The organism is Microbispora sp. CA-102843, assembly GCF_050936215.1.
GTDB lineage: Bacteria > Actinomycetota > Actinomycetes > Streptosporangiales > Streptosporangiaceae > Microbispora.
In genome coordinates this window covers 6,657,676-6,675,831 of the sequence record NZ_JBNJNF010000001.1, presented here as the reverse complement: position 1 = coordinate 6,675,831, position 18,156 = coordinate 6,657,676, and the positions used below count along the sequence as shown (strand labels likewise).

Below are 18,156 nucleotides of genomic sequence, written 5' to 3'. Positions count from 1 at the left end.
TGTGACCACCATCCTCATCAGGGGCGCCCGGATCCTGGGCGGCGCCCCGAGCGACATCCTGCTGCGCGACGGAGTCGTGGCGGAGACCGGCGACCTCGCGGGCGCGAAGGCGGACCAGACGGTCGACGCCGACGGGCTGGTCGCCCTGCCCGGCCTGGTGGACCTGCACACCCACCTGCGCGAGCCCGGCCGGGAGGACGCCGAGACCGTCGAGACCGGCACCCAGGCCGCGGCGCGTGGCGGATACACCGCCGTCCACGCGATGGCCAACACCTCCCCGGTGGCCGACACCGCCGGCGTGGTGGAGCAGGTCTGGCGGCTCGGCCAGGAATACGGCTACTGCGACGTGCAGCCCGTGGGCGCGGTGACCTCCGGCCTCGAAGGCCGCCAGCTGGCCGAGCTCGGCGCGATGGCCGACTCCGCGGCCCGCGTGCGGGTCTTCTCCGACGACGGCAAGTGCGTGTCCGACGCCGTGCTGATGCGCCGGGCGCTGGAGTACGTCAAGGCGTTCGACGGCGTCGTCGCCCAGCACGCCCAGGAGCCCAGGCTGACCGAGGGCGCCCAGCTCAACGAGGGCGAGGTGTCGGCCAGGCTCGGCCTGACCGGCTGGCCGGCGGTCGCCGAGGAGGCGATCATCGCGCGCGACTGCCTGCTCGCCGCGCACGTCGGCTCCCGGCTGCACGTCTGCCACGTCTCCACCGCCGGCTCGGTGGAGATCATCCGCTGGGCCAAGTCGAAGGGCTGGGACGTGACCGCCGAGGTCACCCCGCACCACCTGCTGCTGACCGACTCCTGCGCGGAGAGCTCGCCGCTCGGGCCGTACAACCCGATCTACAAGGTGAACCCGCCGCTGCGCACCGAGGAGGACGTGCGGGCGCTGCGCGAGGCGCTGGCCGACGGCACGATCGACTGCGTGGCCACCGACCACGCGCCCCACCCGGTCGAGGACAAGGAGACCGAGTGGGCCGCGGCGGCCATGGGCATGATCGGCCTGGAGACGGCCCTGTCCGCGGTTCAGGAGGCCATGGTCGAGACCGGGCTGCTCGACTGGGCCGGCGTCGCCGACCGCATGTCGGCGCGGCCGGCGAGGATCGGGCGCCTGGCCGGGCACGGCCGCCCGATCGAGCCCGGCGCCCCCGCCAACGTCACGCTGTACGACCCGTCGGTCCGGCAGCCCGTGGACCCGGCCGCGATGGTGTCGAAGAGCCGCAACACCCCCTACGAGGGGTTGACCCTGCCCGGCCGCGTCGTCGCCACGTTCCTGCGCGGCCGCTCCACCGTTCTCGAAGGGAAGCTCGTATGACAGCCCTGCTCGTGCTTGAGGACGGACGCGTCTTCGAGGGAACGCCGTACGGCGCCGTGGGCGAGACGTTCGGCGAGATGGTCTTCAACACTGGCATGACCGGCTACCAGGAGACGCTCACCGACCCCTCCTACCACCGCCAGATCGTGGCGATGACCGCCCCGCACATCGGCAACACCGGTGCCAACGACGAGGACCCGGAGTCCCGCAGGGTCTGGGTCGCGGGCTACGTGGTGCGCGAGCCGTCCCGGATCCCGTCGAACTGGCGGTCCCGCAGGACGCTCGACGACTACCTGCGCGACCAGGGCGTGGTCGGCATCGCGATGCCCGGCACCCGCGCCCTCACCCGCCACCTGCGCGAGCGCGGCGCGATGCGCGCGGGCATCTTCAGCGAGGGCGGCGAGATCGCCGACCTGGTCGAGCGGGTGCGGCGCTCGCCCGGCATGGAGGGCGCCGACCTGGCCCGCCAGGTCAGCACGCCCGAGCCGTACGTCGTGCCGGCGGTCGGGCGCAAGCGCTTCACCGTCGCCGCGGTCGACCTCGGCATCAAGGCCATGACCCCGCAGCGGATGTCCGAGCGGGGCTGCGAGGTGCACGTGCTGCCCGCGACCGCCAAGGCGGCCGACATCCTCGCCCTCGACCCCGACGGGGTCTTCTTCTCCAACGGCCCCGGCGACCCCGCCGCGGCCGGGTACGCGGTCGAGTCGCTGCGCGAGGTGCTGGACGAGAGCGTGCCGTTCTTCGGCATCTGCTTCGGCAACCAGATCCTCGGCCGGGCGCTCGGCCTCGGCACCTACAAGCTGCGGTACGGCCACCGCGGGGTGAACCAGCCGGTGCAGGACCGCAGGACCGGCAAGGTCGAGATCTCCGCGCACAACCACGGCTTCGCCGTACGGGCGCCGCTCGACGGGCCCTTCGAGACGCCCTACGGCGCGGCCGAGGTGAGCCACGTCAACCTCAACGACGACTGCGTCGAGGGGCTGCGCCTGCTGGACCGCCCCGCGTTCAGCGTGCAGTACCACCCCGAGGCGGCCGCGGGCCCGCACGACGCCGCCTACCTGTTCGACGAGTTCTGCGAGCTGATGGACAAGAAGGGGGCCAAGGGTGCCTAAGCGTACGGACATCAGGTCCGTCATGGTGATCGGCTCCGGCCCGATCGTCATCGGACAGGCGTGTGAGTTCGACTACTCCGGCACCCAGGCCTGCCGCGTCCTGCGCAGCGAGGGTTTCCGGGTCGTCCTGGTCAACAGCAACCCCGCCACGATCATGACGGACCCGGAGTTCGCCGACGCCACCTACGTCGAGCCGATCACCCCGGACATCGTCGAGAAGATCATCGCCAAGGAGCGGCCCGACGCGCTGCTGCCCACGCTGGGCGGCCAGACGGCGCTCAACACCGCCGTGGCGCTGCACGAGGCGGGCGTGCTCGACAAGTACGGCGTCGAGCTGATCGGCGCCGACATCGACGCCATCCAGGCGGGGGAGAACCGCGAGCGGTTCAAGGAGATCGTCGCCAAGGTCGCCGCCGAGCGCGGCCTCAACGCCGAGTCGGCGCGCAGCGTGATCTGCCACACCATGGACGAGTGCCTGCGCGCGGCCGGCGAGCTGGGCTACCCGCTCGTCGTCCGCCCGAGCTTCACCATGGGCGGCGTGGGCTCCGGCTTCGCCCACGACGAGCAGGAGCTGCGCCGCATCGCCGGCGCCGGCCTCGACGCGTCCCCGACCACCGAGGTGCTCCTGGAGGAGTCGATCCGCGGCTGGAAGGAGTACGAGCTGGAGGTCATGCGGGACCGCAACGACAACGTGGTCATCGTGTGCTCCATCGAGAACATCGACCCGATGGGCGTCCACACCGGCGACAGCGTGACGGTGGCGCCCGCGCTGACGCTGACCGACCGCGAGTACCAGAACATGCGCGACGTCGCGATCGCGGTCATCCGCGAGGTCGGCGTGGACACCGGCGGCTGCAACATCCAGTTCGCGGTCGACCCGAAGACCGGCCGGATGATCGTCATCGAGATGAACCCGCGCGTGTCGCGGTCGTCGGCGCTGGCCTCGAAGGCCACCGGCTTCCCGATCGCCAAGATCGCCGCCAAGCTCGCGATCGGGTACACCCTCGACGAGATCCCCAACGACATCACCAAGGAGACCCCGGCGTCGTTCGAGCCGTCGCTCGACTACATCGTGGTCAAGGTGCCGAGGTTCGCGTTCGAGAAGTTCGCCGGGGCCGACCAGACGCTGACCACCCACATGAAGTCGGTCGGCGAGGCGATGGCGATCGGCCGCTCCTTCCCGGAGGCGCTGCAGAAGGCGCTGCGGTCGCTGGAGAAGAAGGGGTCGTCGTTCAGCTGGGCGGGCGAGCCCGGCGACCTGGACGAGCTCCTGGAGGCCTGCCGCAGGCCGCACGACGGGCGGCTGCGCACCATGCAGCAGGCCATCAGGGCGGGCGCGACCCCCGAGCAGATCCACGAGGCCACGTCGGTCGACCCGTGGTTCGTCGACCAGCTCTTCGCGATCGACGAGGTCGCCCGGTCGATCAACGCGCTCGACCGGCCCACCCTTGAGCTGGCCAAGCGGCACGGCTTCAGCGACGCGCAGATCGCCGAGATCCTCGGCGTGCCGGAGCCCGAGGTGCGGGCCGGGCGCCACGAGCACGGCGTGCGGCCCGTCTACAACACCGTGGACACCTGCGCCGCCGAGTTCGCCGCCCGCACGCCGTACCTCTACTCGACCTACGACGAGGAGACCGAGGTGCCGGTGGGGGACCGGCCCAAGGTGATCATCTTGGGCAGCGGGCCCAACCGCATCGGCCAGGGCATCGAGTTCGACTACGCCTGCGTGCACGCGTCGTTCGAGCTGGCCAAGGCCGGCTACGAGACCGTGATGGTCAACTGCAACCCCGAGACCGTCTCGACCGACTACGACACCTCCGACCGGCTCTACTTCGAGCCGCTCACGCTGGAGGACGTCCTGGAGGTCGTGCACGCCGAGCAGGAGACCGGGCCGGTCGCCGGCGTCATCGTGCAGCTCGGCGGCCAGACGCCGCTCGGGCTCGCCCAGGCGCTCAAGGACGCCGGGGTGCCCGTGGTCGGGACCTCGCCCGAGTCGATCCACCTCGCCGAGGACCGGGGCGCGTTCGGGCAGGTGCTCGCCGAGGCCGGGCTGCCCGCGCCCAGGCACGGCACCGCGACGACCGTGGAGGAGGCGCGGGCGGTCGCCGAGGAGATCGGCTACCCGGTGCTCGTGCGGCCGTCGTACGTGCTCGGCGGCGCCGGCATGGCCATCGTGTACGACGAGGACACCCTCGGGGCGTACATGGAGAGGGCGGTCTCCGAGCACCCGGTGCTGATCGACCGGTTCCTCGACGACGCCATCGAGATCGACGTGGACGCGCTGTTCGACGGCGAGGAGCTCTACCTCGGCGGCGTCATGGAGCACATCGAGGAGGCCGGCATCCACTCCGGCGACTCGGCGTGCGCCCTGCCGCCGATCACGCTGGGCGGCTTCGACATCAAGCGGATCCGCACGGCCACCGAGGCCATCGCCCGCGGCGTGGGCGTGCGCGGCCTGCTGAACGTCCAGTACGCGATGGCCTCCAACGTGCTGTACGTCCTGGAGGCCAACCCCAGGGCCAGCCGTACGGTGCCGTTCGTGTCCAAGGCCACGGCGGTGCCGCTGGCCAAGGCGGCGGCGCGGCTGATGCTCGGCGCGACGATCGCCGAGCTGCGCGCCGAGGGCATGCTGCCGGCCGACTACGACGGCGGCACGCTGCCGATGGACGCGCCGGTCGCGGTCAAGGAGGCGGTGCTGCCGTTCAACCGGTTCCGCGGCGTGGACACCGTCCTCGGGCCCGAGATGCGCTCGACCGGCGAGGTCATGGGCATCGACGAGTTCTTCGGCACGGCCTTCGCCAAGTCGCAGTCGGCGGCCTACGGCGCGCTGCCGACCAAGGGACGGGCGTTCGTCTCGGTCGCGAACAAGGACAAGCGGGCCATGATCTTCCCGGTGAAGGCGCTCGCGGACCTCGGCTTCGAGATCCTGGCCACGGAGGGCACCGCCGAGGTGCTGCGTCGCAACGGCGTACGTGCCAAGATCGTGCGCAAGCACAGCGACGGCACCGGTCCCGACGGCGAGTCGACGATCGTGCGGCGCATCCTGGACGGGGAGGTGGACCTCATCGTGAACACACCGTTCGGCAGCCCCGGCCAGTCCGGGCCGCGCCTGGACGGATACGAGATCCGCACCGCCGCCGTCAACCGCGGCATCGCCTGCATCACGACCGTCCAGGGCCTGGCGGCCGCCGTGCAGGGCATCCAGCACATCGTCAGGGGCGACATCGACGTGTGTTCTCTCCAGGAACACGCCAGGAGGCTGCGAGACTAGCTCGAGACACGCGGAGGGCTTGGGCACCCGGAGCCGCGCGAGCGGAGCGAGCGCCATGAGCAGGGAGGAAGGGAGTGGCCGGCAGTCCGGTTCAGGTCACGGGCACGGTGCTGACGACGCGCCGCGTGGACGCCTACCATGCGCTCACGGTCGTCGCGCCGGGCATCGCCGACCGGTTCAGGCCCGGCCACTTCGTCACGGTCGCCGTCGGGGGCCGCAACTCCTCGATGCTCACCCGGCGGGCCTTCACGGTCCATGACGTGAAGCCGGACTACGGTGGCACGGTGGAGCTCGTCTTCGGCGTGCGCGGTGCCGGGACGGCCTGGCTCGCCGACCTGCGGGCGCGCGACACGCTCGACCTGGTCGGCCCGCTCGGCCGTCCGTTCCCCCTGCCCCGCGACCCCTGCACCTGCGTACTGGTCGGCGACGAGCACGGAGCGGCGCCGCTGTTCGCGCTGGGGGACGCGCTGCAGCAGCGCGGCTGCCGCATCGACTTCGTGCTGGGGGCGCCCTCGGCCGACCGGGTCTTCGGTGCGCTGCGGGCCCGCCGGATGGGCGAGACGACCACGCTGACGACCGAGGACGGCTCGCTGGGCATGCGCGGCAAGGTGACCGACGTGCTGCCCGGTGTGATCGCCGACGCGCGGGCCGACGCGGTCTACGCGTGCGGGCCGATGGAGACGCTGCGCGGCGTCACGGCGGTCGCCGTCGAGTTCGACGTCCCCGTGCAGGTGGCCGTGGAGGAGTCCATGGCCTGCGGCATCGGCGTCTGCATGACGTGCGTGGTGCCGGTCATCGGCGACGACGGCGTGACCCGCATGGTCCGCGCCTGCACCGAGGGGCCGGTGTTCCGGGGCGAGCGGGTGCGGTTCGACGACGTCGGGACGATCCCGTTCGACGCGCTCGGCGCGCCCGGCGGACGGCATGCCTGAGCCGGGGCGGGGGAGGCGGCCGTGACCGCCGACCTGCGGACCTACCTGGCCCATGTGGAGCTGCCCAACCCGGTGCTGACCGCCTCCGGCTGCGGCGGGACCGGCCGCGAGCTGGCCCAGTTCTCCGACGTCCACCGCCTGGGCGCGTTCGTCACCCGGTCGATCACCATGGCGCCCCGCGCGGGACGGCCGACGCCGCGGATGGCCGAGACCCCCTCCGGGCTGCTGAACGCCGTGGGCCTGCAGGGCCCCGGCGTCGAGGCGTTCCTGGAGCGCGAGCTGCCCTGGCTGGCCGAGCGCGGGGCCCGCACGGTCGTGTCGATCGGCGGCGGCACCGTGACCGAGTACACCGCGCTGGCACGGCGCCTGGCCGGCGCCGCCGGCATCACCGCCGTGGAGATCAACCTGTCGTGCCCGAACGTCGAGGACCGCGGCAGGGTGTTCGCCCGTGACGGGGCCGCCGCGGCGGAGGTCGTGGCCTCGGTGCGCGCGGCCACGCCGTACGAGGTGCCGGTGATCGCCAAGCTGTCCCCGGACGTGGCGGACGTCGTCGCGGTCGCACGGGCGTGCGTGGACGGCGGCGCCGACGCCCTCGCGATGATCAACACCCCGGTCGGGATGAGCATCGACGTGGACACGATGCGCCCCTCGCTCGCGGCCGGCACCGGCGGCCTGTCCGGCCCCGCCGTACGGCCCCTGGCGGTGCGCTGCGTCTGGCAGGTCCACGCCGCGCTGCCCGGGGTGCCGATCGTGGGCATGGGCGGCGTGACGACCGGCAGGGACGCCCTTGAGCTCGTCCTGGCGGGCGCCTGCGCCGTCGCTGTGGGCACGGCGCTGTTCCACGACCCCTACGCCTGCCCGCGCGTCCTGAGGGAGCTTGAGGAGCTTCTGCAGGAGCGCGGGTTCGACCGGCTCGCCGACGCCGTGGGCCTGGCCCACCGGCCGGCGGGCGCGCAACCACGTTCGCGATCAGATCTCGAGGAGAGTTCGCTTTGACCACGCCCGCTCCCATCGCCGTCGCCCTGGACGCGCCCGACCTGGAGACCGCGGCCCGCTGGGCCTGCCTGGTCACCCCGCACGTCTCCACGGTGAAGGTGGGGCTGGAGCTCTACCTGCGGTACGGGCCCGACGTGATCGCCTCGGTGCGCGGCGCGAGCGGGGTGCAGGTCTTCCTGGACCTCAAGCTGCACGACATCCCGAACACCGTCGGCGCCGCCGCCCGGGCGGTCGCCCGGCTCAAGCCGACGTACCTCACCGTGCACGCCGCGGGGGGCCCCGCGATGGTCAGGGCGGCCGTCGAGGCGGCCCCCCACACCCAGATCGCGGCCGTGACGCTCCTGACGTCGCTTTCTGAGGCCGATCTCCGCGAGATCGGTATCCAGGGACCCCCTGCGGACGTCGTGCGCCGTATGGCCGCCGTAGCCGTCGGGGCGGGCGCCCAGGCCCTCGTCTGCTCGCCCAGGGAGGTCGCCGCCGTGCGCGCGGAGGTCGGCCAGGACGTGACGCTCATCACCCCCGGCGTACGGCCCGTCGGCGCCGACACCCAGGACCAGGCGCGGGTGGCCACCCCGGAGGACGCGATCGCCCAGGGGGCCGACCTCCTCGTGATCGGACGGCCCATCACCGGGGCGCCGGACCCGGGCGCGGCGGCCGCCGGGATCGCCGCCGCGCTGCGCCGCGTGAGCCCCTGAGCGGGCGCCGGGCGGGCTCCGGCGCCGTTACCTTGCGTCATCCCGCTCCGGGCCTGCTGAGGCGGTTTTGATCTACGAAGAGTGACTTTTCCAATACCAAAAGTAGTAAAATCAATTTTGTAGTCCGAGAAACCGCCCTTGACGTTGCCGTTACGGCCAAGACCAGCTAGTTTCCCCTCCCGTCCGAGTACATCGACAAGAAATTCGAGGTGACCCGGCGTGGCTCTTCCTCCCCTGACCCCCGAGCAGCGCGCCGCAGCTCTTGAGAAGGCTGCCAAGGCACGCAAGGAGCGTGCCGAGGTCAAGAACCGGCTCAAGCACGGCGCGGTGTCTCTGGCCGAGGTGCTGAAGGATGGGCAGACCGACGACGTCATCGGCAAGATGAAGGTCTCGGCTCTGCTGGAGTCGCTCCCTGGCGTCGGCAAGGTCCGCGCCAAGCAGCTCATGGAGCGCCTTGGTATCGCCGAATCCCGCCGCGTGCGGGGTCTCGGCGCCAACCAGCGCGCCTCCCTGGAGCGCGAGTTCGGCGGCGCCGAGAGCTGATCTCGGCGGCGTACGAGCGAGTTTCACGGGGGTACGGAGTGACCGACATGTCCCGGTCCGCTGGAGATCGGGCCCAAGAGGCAGTCGCGACCAGCGGGTTCAGGACACGCGGCGGTGACTCCATGCCTCGCCCGCGCCTGACGGTCCTGTCCGGTCCGTCGGGTGTGGGCAAGTCCACGGTCGTCGCCGAGCTCCGGCGGTCCCACCCTGAGGTGTGGCTGTCGGTCTCGGTGACAACCCGGAAGCCCCGCCCGGGGGAGCAGCACGGCGTGGAGTACTTCTTCGCCGGCAACGACGAGTTCGACGAGCTCATCGCCTCCGGCGAGCTTCTGGAGTGGGCGGAGTTCGCCGGCAACCGGTACGGCACGCCGAGGCGGCCCGTGCTGGAGAGGCTGGCGGCAGGCGTCCCCACTCTGCTGGAGATCGACCTGCAGGGCGCCAGGCAGGTGCGCACGACGATGCCCGATGCCCTGCTGGTGTTCCTGGCCCCGCCGAGCTGGGAGGAGCTGGAGCGGCGGCTGCGCGGCCGCGGCACCGAGCCTCCCGACGTGATCGACCGCCGCCTGGAGGCGGGCCGGATCGAGCTGGCGGCGGAGAAGGAGTTCGATCTCACGATCGTCAACACGTCCGTCAAGGATGTGTGCCACCGGCTGATAACCTTGATGGGAAACTCACCTAGCTAGGGGAATCACTGACGTGGCAAGCAGCTCCGCGTACGCGGAAGGCATCACCAACCCGTCGATCGACGCGCTTCTCGACGTCGTCGACAGCAAGTACAGCCTTGTGATCATGGGTGCGAAGCGGGCGCGCCAGATCAACGCTTACTACTCTCAGCTCGGCGAGGGCCTGCTGGAGTACGTGGGGCCCCTCGTGGAGACCCACGCCCAGGAGAAGCCGCTGTCCATCGCCCTGCGCGAGGTCTCCGAGGGTCTGCTTACCTCTGAGCCCATCGAGGGCTGAGCCCACTTCCTTCGATGACGTCTGTCGTGCTGGGCGTGAGCGCCGGCATCGCGGTCTACAAGTCCTGTGAGCTGCTGCGCCTGTTCACCGAGTCGGGACACGACGTGCGCGTCGTGCCGACCCGGGACGCTCTGCGGTTCGTCGGCGAGCCGACCTGGGCGGCGCTGTCGGGCAATCCGGTGACCACCGAGGTGTGGGAGTCGGTGCACGAGGTGCCGCACGTGCGCATCGGGCAGTCCGCCGACCTGGTGGTCGTCGCCCCGGCGACGGCGGACGTGCTGGCCCGGGCCGCGCACGGCATGGCCAACGACCTGCTCACCAACACCCTGCTCACGGCGCGCTGTCCCGTGGTGTTCGCGCCCGCGATGCACACCGAGATGTGGGAGCACCCGGCCACGCGGGCGAACGTGGCGACGCTGCGCGAGCGCGGCGCGATCGTGATCGAGCCCGCCGTCGGCAGGCTCACCGGCGCCGACACCGGTCCGGGACGGCTGCCCGATCCCGCCGAGATCTTCGAGGTGTGCCGCCGTGTGCTGGCGGGCCGGCGCGAGGACCTGGCCGGGCGGCACGTCGTCGTCTCCGCCGGGGGCACCCGTGAGGCGATCGACCCCGTGCGTTTCATCGGCAACCGGTCCTCCGGGCTGCAGGGATACGCCCTGGCCCGTACGGCCGTCGCCCGGGGCGCGGAGGTGACGCTCGTGGCGGCGAACGTGACGCTGCCCGATCCCGCGGGCGCGAAGGTCGTGCGGGTGGAGTCGGCGCGGCAGCTGCGCGACGCCGTCCTGGCCGCGGCCGAGCACGCCGACGCGGTCGTGATGGCCGCCGCGGTCGCGGACTTCCGGCCCGTACGGCAGAGCGACACGAAGATCAAGAAGTCGTCCGCCGAGCCCGATCCCATCCATCTGGTGAAAAATCCGGACATCCTGGCCGAGCTGGGCGAGGTCCGCCGCGCCAGGCGGGAGGCCCGGGTGATCGTGGGATTCGCGGCGGAGACCGACGACGTCCTGGCCAACGGCCGGGCCAAGCTGGAGCGCAAGGGCTGCGACCTGCTCGTGGTGAACCAGGTCGGGGAGAACCTGGCGTTCGGCACGCCGGACAACGCGGCCGTCGTCCTCACGGCGGAGGGCGGTTCCGTGGAGATTCCGAGGGGTCCCAAAGAGGATCTCGCCGACGTAGTGTGGGATTTGGTGGCGCAGCGTCTCGCCTGACCTTCGCGTGGTGCCGGCGCGGTCGCCCGCCCCGCCACCGCAGGTCGTGCATCGAGGGAGCGATCGCCATGCCGGTGTCCGCCACGATCAGGGAGCGCTGCCGGGCGATGCTCGGTCCCGGCGAGGACATCCGCTACGTGTTTCCCGCGGTGGCCATGCCGCCTCCCGCCACGATCGGTTTCCTCGTCGTGGTGACGGACCGGTCCATCACCCTGCTGTCCACCAAGATGTTCAGCAGGGACGAGCCGTCCGGGGTGTGGGCCCGCTACCCCCGCCGCACCCGGCTCGGGCCGGTCGAGTTCGGGTCGGGGCCCCACATCGAGATCGGCGGCATGACCCTGGAGGTCGACGACGAGTACGCCGCCGTCGTGGCGGCGGCGGACGCGGAGGCGTTCTCGCCCGGCGACCTGCCCAGAGATCCCCTGCCCGACCTCTGACACGCCGTCAGCGGAGGCGGCGCGTCCTCTCGGGAACCGCCGGCCCGGCGACCCGAACCCGGATGGCTTCGCGGCTCCGCAGCGCCTAGGGCTAGACTCGCGTGAGCATCGAGTGGCCGCGGTGGGGCTCGGCTCTACCGCCGGTCACTCATGGACGTCAGCAGCCGCTGCATGAGGAGCCCTGAGTTGTCCCGTCGCCTGTTCACCTCCGAGTCGGTCACCGAGGGCCACCCGGACAAGATCGCCGACCAGATCAGTGACGCGATTCTCGACGCCATGCTCAAGGACGACCCCAAGAGCCGGGTCGCCGTCGAGACGCTGATCACTACTGGCCAGGTCCACGTCGCCGGCGAGGTGACGACGGAGACCTATGTCGACATCCCCGCCCTGATCCGCGAGAAGATCCTCGAGATCGGCTACGACGCCTCCCACAAGGGCTTCGACGGCGCCTCCTGCGGCGTGTCGGTGTCCATCGGAGCGCAGTCGCCGGACATCGCGCAGGGTGTGGACGACGCCTACGAGCACCGCGCGGGCGAGGGCTCCGACGACTTCGACCGTCAGGGCGCGGGTGACCAGGGCCTGATGTTCGGCTACGCCTGCCGTGAGACCCCCGAGCTGATGCCGCTGCCGATCCAGCTCGCGCACCGGATGGCCCGGCGCCTGTCCGAGGTGCGGAAGAACGGCACGGTTCCTTACCTGCGCCCGGACGGCAAGACCCAGGTCACGATCGAGTACGACGGCGACCGGCCGGTCCGCCTCGACACCGTGGTCGTCTCCACGCAGCACGCTCCGGAGATCGACCTGCGGGAGATGCTGACGCCCGACATCCGCGAGCACGTGGTCGAGCCGGTGCTGGCCGACCTGGAGATCGAGACCGAGGGTTACCGCCTGCTGGTCAACCCGACCGGCCGCTTCGAGATCGGCGGGCCCATGGGCGACGCCGGGCTCACCGGCCGGAAGATCATCATCGACACCTACGGCGGCATGGCCCGTCACGGCGGCGGCGCCTTCTCCGGCAAGGACCCGTCCAAGGTCGACCGCTCGGCCGCCTACGCCATGCGCTGGGTCGCCAAGAACGTCGTCGCGGCCGGCCTGGCCGACCGCTGCGAGGTCCAGGTCGCCTACGCCATCGGCAAGGCCCAGCCGGTCGGCCTGTTCATCGAGACGTTCGGCACCGAGAAGGCGCCGGTCAACGTGATCCAGGACGCGGTGCTCCAGGTCTTCGACCTGCGTCCTGCCGCGATCATCCGCGACCTCGACCTGCTGCGCCCGATCTACTCCGAGACCGCCGCCTACGGCCACTTCGGCCGCGAGGGCTTCTCCTGGGAGTCCACGGACCGGGCCGACGCCCTGCGTACGGCCGCGGGTCTGTGACCCGCGCCTGACGAGCACCGGCGATCACTGTCGCGCCCGGCGGCGCCCGCCCCTGACGGCGGGCGCCGCCCACGTGTGCCCGGACGTCCACAGCCGGCGGGCGTACGTGCGATTGCGGCTCGCCGGCTCTGGTAGGACGTAGACGTGACCGAGCCGACCCGCGCCCCGCATCCGCAGGAGGCGCTCCTTCCGGCGCCCCCGGCCGCCGCGCGGCGGCCCGCCGCGCGGACGCGTGGGACGGCTGAGCGGGCGCGGGCGGGCGCGTCCAAGGGCGCGCGCGAGGCGGCGCAGAGCCTCCCCGTCGCCAGGGTCGTGGTGGACACGCCGCTGCCGCACCTCGACCGGCCCTTCGACTACCTCGTCCCCACCACGATGGACGCCGAGGCGGTGCCCGGCTGCCGGGTGCGCGTCCGCTTCGCCGGGCAGCTCGCCGACGGCTACCTGCTCGAACGGCTCGCCGACAGCGAGCACGAGGGCCGGTTGTCCTTCCTGGAACGGGTGATCTCCCCGGAACCCGTCCTCACCCCCGACATCGCGCGGCTGGCCCGCGCCGTGGCCGACCGGTACGCCGGGACCATGCCGGACGTCCTGCGCCTGGCCCTTCCGCCGCGGCACGCCCGGGTCGAGGCCGAGGCGAGAACCCCCGCGCGCCGCGCGGCCGCCCCCGGCGACGGCACCGGCGCCGCCGTCGGCGACCCCTGGAGGGCCTATCCGGCGGGCGCCTCCTTCCTGGAGGCGCTGGCCGACGGCAGGGCGCCGCGCGCGGTGTGGACGGCCCTGCCCGGCACGGACGCCGGCGGGCCGTCGTGGCCGCACGCCATCGCGGCCGCCGCGCGGGCGACGCTGGACGGCGGCCGTGGCGTCGTCGTGGCGGTGCCCGACGGCAAGGACGTGGCGCTGGTGACCGCGGCCCTGGGGGAGACGCCGCACGTGGCGATCACGGCCGACCTCGGGCCCGCGGAGCGCTACCGGCGCTGGCTCAAGGCGTTGCGCGGCGAGATCGGGATCGTGGTGGGCAACCGCCCCGCGGCGTACGCGCCGGTGGCCCGCCTGGGGCTGGCGGTCGTCTGGGACGACGGCGACGACCTGCACGCCGAGCGTCACGCGCCCTACCCGCACACGCGGGAGGTCCTCGGCCTGCGCGCGCACCAGGCCGGGGCGGGCCTGCTCGTCGGCGGCTACACGCGCACCGCCGAGGCCACGGCGCTCGTCGAGACGGGCTGGGCGGCCCCGCTCGTCCCCGACCGCGCGGCGGTCAGGGCCCGCGCGCCCCGGGTGCGCCCGTCGGGCGACGACGCCGAGCTGGCCCGCGACCAGGCGGCCAGGGCGGCCCGCCTGCCCAGCCTCGCCTGGCGGGCGCTGCGGGAGGGACTGGAGCACGGTCCCGTGCTCGTCCAGGTGCCGCGCAGGGGCTACCTGCCGGCGCTGGCGTGCCGCCACTGCCGCGCCCCCGCCCGCTGCTCGGGCCTGCCGCCGGCGCGCCCGGGCGCGGAGTCCGGGGCGGCCGATCCGGTGCTCGCGGAACCCATGGCCACGGGACCGGTGTGTTCGGGCCCGCTCGCGCTGCGCGGCGGGCACGCCGTGCCGTACTGCCGCTGGTGCGGCCGGATCGCGGGCGACTGGCGCTGCCCGTCCTGCGGAGGGACCGGCGTGCGGGCCGTCATCGTGGGCGCGCGGCGCACCGCCGAGGAGCTGGGCCGGGCCTTTCCTTCGGTGGCCGTGCGCACCAGCGGGCGCGACGGCGTGCTCGCGACGGTGAGCGGCGCCCCCGCGCTGGTCGTGGCGACGCCCGGGGCCGAGCCGGTGCCGGACGGCGGCTACGCGGCCGCCGTGCTGCTCGACGGATGGGCGCTGCTGGGCCGCCCCGATCTGCGCGCGGCCGAGGAGGCGCTGCGGCGCTGGGCCAACGCCGCCGCCCTGCTGCGGCCGGCGGGCGAGCTGGTCGTCCTGGCCGACGCCGCGGTGCCCGCCGTGCAGGCCCTGCTGCGCTGGGACCCCGTCACCTTCGCGGAACGCGAGCTCGACGAGCGGGCCGAGCTGGGGTTCCCCCCGGCCGTGCGGATGGCCACGCTGACGGGCCCGGCCGCGGCGATCAGGGAGACGCTGGCGGGCGCCGTGCTGCCTCCGGGGGCGCAGGTCCTGGGGCCGGTGCCGGTGGACGGCGGGCTGGAACGGGCCATGGTCCGGGTGCCGCGCCACCTCGGGTCCGGGCTGGCTCGCGCGCTCAAGGGCGCCTCCGGTGTGCGCTCCGCGCGCAAGGCGCCGGACGTGGTCCGTGTGAACATTGATCCGCTCGACCTCATCTGACCGATTCGCCTCGCACAAAGCGAGCCGTTAGCGTGCCCCTGTGTCGATCGAATGGGTGAACCGGGCCATCGACGGCCTGCGCGCCTGGGGGCGCGAGCGGAACGTCGAGGTCGACGTCGACGAGGTACGCCTGCTGTGCGACTACGCCAGCGACTACCTGGAGGTGAACGAACTGGGCGATTTCCGGCCGGGCACCTTCGAGGAGCTCCTGCTGGAAATCTACCCGCGCAAGGTCATCGCGCCGCCGGAGAGCGCGCCGGAGACGGTCGCCGCGGCGCGGACGCTGGTCGAGTTCCTGCTGGACACGGGCGAGATCGGGAGCAAGTCGGCCGTCCGGATGCGGGAGACCATCGACCGCATCGAGCCGGAGATGCCGGGCGCGCTCGCCGACACGTCCAAGTTCGGCATGGCCAAGAGCCTGTTCAGCGCCATCGGGCCCGACTCCCTTGAGCTCGACACGGCCCCGGGCGAGCGGGCCGAGGGCGCGGCGGACGGTGACGACTGCGACTGCCCCGGCTGCGCGCCCCTGCCGCCCGTACGGCTCGCGCCGCGCGAGGAGGTGGCGCGGGCCGTGCGCGAGGTGCCGCTGCTGCGCGACGCCCACCGGGTGGTGGCGTGGCTGGTGGAGGGCGGCCGCACGGTGACGACGCGCCGCTCGCTGCGGGTCAGGGACGCGCGGGCGTGCACGGCCGAGCTCGGCGTCGAGGGTCCCGAGCCGGCGTGGCGTCTCGCGCTCGACCTGGGCCTCGCCCGGCTCGACGGCACGGCCGTCGTGGTCGCGGAGGACTTCCGCGAGCTGGACGCGCGCGGTGAGGAGGAGCTGCTCGACCTGTGGCGGGCGGCGCTGGAGTTCCTCGTCGAGAGGTCCGTGCGGCTCACCGGGGAGGCGGTGGTGGACGAGGGGATGTCCCAGATCCACGACCTGCTCTACCGGCTGCAGTCGCCCGTCCCTGTGGACGCGCTCGCCGACTACCTCCGTGAGGTGGCCGCCGGGCGGCCGGTCGGCAGGCTGGACGAGGCGCTGACCGCTCTGGCGTACGCGGGAACGGTCCAGCGGACCGAGGACGGCCTGGCCCTGACCTCCCACGCCCTGTGGGGCCTGCGGGAGCTGTACGCCGGCATGGGCCTGGACGCGCCGCTCGCGCCCGCCCCGGCCGAGGGCGACGCGAGCGGGCTGATCGCCGGCCTGATCGGCGACGGCACGGCGGACGAGGCGGCCGAGCGGGACATCGCCGAGTGGCTGTCGAGGCGCACCCCCGAGCAGTCGGCGTCGGAGCTGCTGGCCGCTGTGGCCGGCGCTCCGGCGGAGGTGCGCGGGGTCGCCGTGACCATCGTGGACCGGCTGGGCGTGGAGGCGGCGGCGGTCGTGCGGTCCTACCTGGACGACGCCGAGCTGCGCCCGCACGCCATCCACTGGCTGTCCTCGCGGGGCCTGGACGCGCCCGCGCTCACCCCCGAGGAGGTCCTGTGGGTGAGCGTCGACATGCTCGCGCTCGCGCTGCCCGCCGCCGAGGCCGACCCGGAGGGCTTCGCCGAGAACATCGCGGCATCGGGGCCGCCCGCCCATCTGATCGAGGACATGTGGCGGGTGGACCACCCCGACGTCGTCGAGGTTCTCGAACTGCTCGGCAGCACGCTGCCGGACCAGGCGGCCGCCAAAGCCGCCCGGAAAGCGGCTTTCAAGGCTCGTTCGCGGGGCATCAGGTGACTGCTGTGCAGTAAGTTGCTGGAATGGCCGACAGCGACGTCCTCACCTTCCCGCCGGTCGACATCGCCCCCGACGAGCAGCTCGTCCACGCGGTGCGGGAGGTCCCGCTCGTACGGGACGCCCGCCGCATCGCCGAGTGGGTCGGGGTCCGCTGCGCCGACTCCCCCCGGGGTGTGTGCGAGGTCACCGAGCAGGGGCTGCCGCACCCCGCCGTGGCCGAGGCGGTCGTCGCCGAGCTGGGCCTGGAGGCCGGCAGGCTGCGCCTGCTGTGGGTGGTCGCGGTCAACGGCCGTCTCGTGGAGGTCACCCGGCAGGGCGCCCGCCCCGGCCCCGGCGTGCCCGACCCCATGGAGTTCTGGGACGGCGTGGTCATGGACGTGCTCGACCGGACCGAGGAGGGCCTGACCGGGTCGGCCGTCATCGACGAGCACCTCACCGAGATCCTCGCGACGATCTACTCGGTGCGTGAGGGCATGCCGCTCGCCGCCCTGGCCGGCGGCATCCTCCAGGCCCACGAGGTGGGCTGCGACGCGCGGCCCGCGGACCTGCGGCGGCTGCGGATGACCCTGCCCGGGGAGCTGGCGGCGGCGATGGCGCTGCTCGATTACTGCGGGCTGATCGAGCTGACCGGCGAGCTCGTCCGGCTCACCCAGCCGGGCGTGTGGGCCGTGCGCCGCGACCTGCTCAGGGAGGGCCACGACGCGCCGTCGCTCGGCGAGGTGGCCGCGCTCGCCGAGCTGGGCGCCGCCGACCTCATCGACGCCATGCTGGCCGGACGGGCCTCCGCCAGCGCCGCCACGCTGTGGCTGGAGCGCCGGGTGCCGGAGGACGCGGCGCGCGAGCTCATCAAGATCGCCGCGTCGGGCAACGCCGCCCAGCGCGGCACCGCGGGGACCGTGCTCGAGGAGCTGGGCCCGGAGGCCGCGCAGGCCGTACGGGAGGCCCTGGACGAGCCCATGATGTGGCGCTACGCCGCGGCCTGGCTGGGCGTGCGTGACCTGGAGGCGCCGGCCCTCGGCGAGGGCGACGGGGCCTGGGTGGCGGTGGACACCCTCGCGGCCCTGCTCTACATCGGCGCCCCGGTCGGCTCGGTGGCCCATTTCGACCTCCTCGGGGAGGATCTGCTCACGCTCGTGCCGGAGATGGGCCGGGCCGACCACCCCGACGCCCTCGCGGTGCTGGAGATGCTCGGCAGGCACCATCCCGACCCGCTGATCGCGAAGACCGCCAGGAAGACGGCGATGAAGGTGCGTTCACGCCCGTAGACTGGGGTGATCCTCCTCGTGTACGTGACGTGAACGGAGCCGACC

Annotated in this window: 15 protein-coding genes; all 15 read left to right on the top strand. The window is 73.1% G+C overall.

What is annotated here, in order from left to right:
- Nucleotide 1 precedes the first annotated feature (1 nt).
- The 15 genes from ACQEVJ_RS30905 to ACQEVJ_RS30835 all read left to right on the top strand — a co-directional run bounded on the left by ACQEVJ_RS30905 (nt 2) and on the right by ACQEVJ_RS30835 (nt 18,111).
- On the top strand, nt 2–1,303 hold the full coding sequence (locus tag ACQEVJ_RS30905; protein WP_433107123.1) for a dihydroorotase: 1,302 nt from the start codon (nt 2–4) through the stop codon (nt 1,301–1,303).
- Nucleotides 1,300–2,415 carry a glutamine-hydrolyzing carbamoyl-phosphate synthase small subunit gene (gene carA, locus ACQEVJ_RS30900; protein WP_433107121.1) on the top strand — a complete coding sequence of 372 codons (1,116 nt, stop codon included), beginning with the start codon at nt 1,300–1,302 and terminating at the stop codon, nt 2,413–2,415. The genes ACQEVJ_RS30905 and carA overlap by 4 nt, the downstream gene beginning before the upstream one ends.
- Nucleotides 2,408–5,686 carry a carbamoyl-phosphate synthase large subunit gene (gene carB, locus ACQEVJ_RS30895; protein ID WP_433107119.1) on the top strand — a complete coding sequence of 1,093 codons (3,279 nt, stop codon included), beginning with the start codon at nt 2,408–2,410 and terminating at the stop codon, nt 5,684–5,686. The genes carA and carB overlap by 8 nt, the downstream gene beginning before the upstream one ends.
- Nucleotides 5,687–5,760: 74 nt before the next feature.
- Entirely contained in the window at nt 5,761–6,618 is an 858-nt protein-coding gene (locus tag ACQEVJ_RS30890) for a dihydroorotate dehydrogenase electron transfer subunit (protein ID WP_433107117.1), read from the top strand.
- A 21-nt stretch (nt 6,619–6,639) separates the two neighbouring features.
- A complete protein-coding gene (locus ACQEVJ_RS30885) occupies nt 6,640–7,614 on the top strand; it encodes a dihydroorotate dehydrogenase (protein ID WP_433107115.1) in 975 nt (324 codons plus the stop codon).
- Entirely contained in the window at nt 7,611–8,309 is a 699-nt protein-coding gene (gene pyrF / locus ACQEVJ_RS30880) for an orotidine-5'-phosphate decarboxylase (protein ID WP_433107114.1), read from the top strand. The genes ACQEVJ_RS30885 and pyrF overlap by 4 nt, the downstream gene beginning before the upstream one ends.
- A gap of 219 nt (nt 8,310–8,528) precedes the next feature.
- The gene (gene mihF / locus ACQEVJ_RS30875) at nt 8,529–8,852 is read left to right on the top strand and encodes an integration host factor, actinobacterial type (protein ID WP_030450375.1); all 324 of its coding nucleotides are present in this window, start codon (nt 8,529–8,531) and stop codon (nt 8,850–8,852) included.
- Nucleotides 8,853–8,974: 122 nt separating this feature from the next.
- On the top strand, nt 8,975–9,535 hold the full coding sequence (gmk, locus tag ACQEVJ_RS30870) for a guanylate kinase (RefSeq protein ID WP_433107112.1): 561 nt from the start codon (nt 8,975–8,977) through the stop codon (nt 9,533–9,535).
- Between the two features lie 13 nt (nt 9,536–9,548).
- The gene (rpoZ, locus tag ACQEVJ_RS30865; protein WP_433107110.1) at nt 9,549–9,812 is read left to right on the top strand and encodes a DNA-directed RNA polymerase subunit omega; all 264 of its coding nucleotides are present in this window, start codon (nt 9,549–9,551) and stop codon (nt 9,810–9,812) included.
- A gap of 14 nt (nt 9,813–9,826) precedes the next feature.
- Entirely contained in the window at nt 9,827–11,020 is a 1,194-nt protein-coding gene (gene coaBC, locus ACQEVJ_RS30860; protein WP_433107108.1) for a bifunctional phosphopantothenoylcysteine decarboxylase/phosphopantothenate--cysteine ligase CoaBC, read from the top strand.
- A 68-nt stretch (nt 11,021–11,088) separates the two neighbouring features.
- Complete coding sequence (locus ACQEVJ_RS30855) at nt 11,089–11,457, top strand: hypothetical protein (protein ID WP_433107106.1); 369 nt, start codon at nt 11,089–11,091, stop codon at nt 11,455–11,457.
- A gap of 186 nt (nt 11,458–11,643) precedes the next feature.
- On the top strand, nt 11,644–12,831 hold the full coding sequence (gene metK / locus ACQEVJ_RS30850; protein WP_433107104.1) for a methionine adenosyltransferase: 1,188 nt from the start codon (nt 11,644–11,646) through the stop codon (nt 12,829–12,831).
- Between the two features lie 144 nt (nt 12,832–12,975).
- Nucleotides 12,976–15,138 (top strand): primosomal protein N', encoded by a 2,163-nt coding sequence (locus ACQEVJ_RS30845; protein ID WP_433107102.1) that lies wholly within the window; start codon nt 12,976–12,978, stop codon nt 15,136–15,138.
- Nucleotides 15,139–15,178: 40 nt separating this feature from the next.
- Nucleotides 15,179–16,846, top strand: coding sequence for a hypothetical protein (locus ACQEVJ_RS30840; protein WP_433107100.1), 1,668 nt, complete (start codon nt 15,179–15,181; stop codon nt 16,844–16,846).
- Between the two features lie 23 nt (nt 16,847–16,869).
- Nucleotides 16,870–18,111: a hypothetical protein gene (locus tag ACQEVJ_RS30835; RefSeq protein ID WP_433107098.1), complete on the top strand. Its 1,242-nt coding sequence runs from the start codon at nt 16,870–16,872 to the stop codon at nt 18,109–18,111.
- Nucleotides 18,112–18,156 lie beyond the last annotated feature (45 nt).

What these genes read in the sequence shown, in the direction of transcription:
- carA (WP_433107121.1), top strand. Translation starts at nt 1,300, where the DNA reads ATGACAGCCCTGCTCGTGCTTGAGGACGGACGCGTCTTCGAGGGAACG.
- gmk (WP_433107112.1), top strand. Translation starts at nt 8,975, where the DNA reads ATGCCTCGCCCGCGCCTGACGGTCCTGTCCGGTCCGTCGGGTGTGGGC.
- coaBC (WP_433107108.1), top strand. Translation starts at nt 9,827, where the DNA reads ATGACGTCTGTCGTGCTGGGCGTGAGCGCCGGCATCGCGGTCTACAAG.
- ACQEVJ_RS30855 (WP_433107106.1), top strand. Translation starts at nt 11,089, where the DNA reads ATGCCGGTGTCCGCCACGATCAGGGAGCGCTGCCGGGCGATGCTCGGT.
- ACQEVJ_RS30835 (WP_433107098.1), top strand. Translation starts at nt 16,870, where the DNA reads ATGGCCGACAGCGACGTCCTCACCTTCCCGCCGGTCGACATCGCCCCC.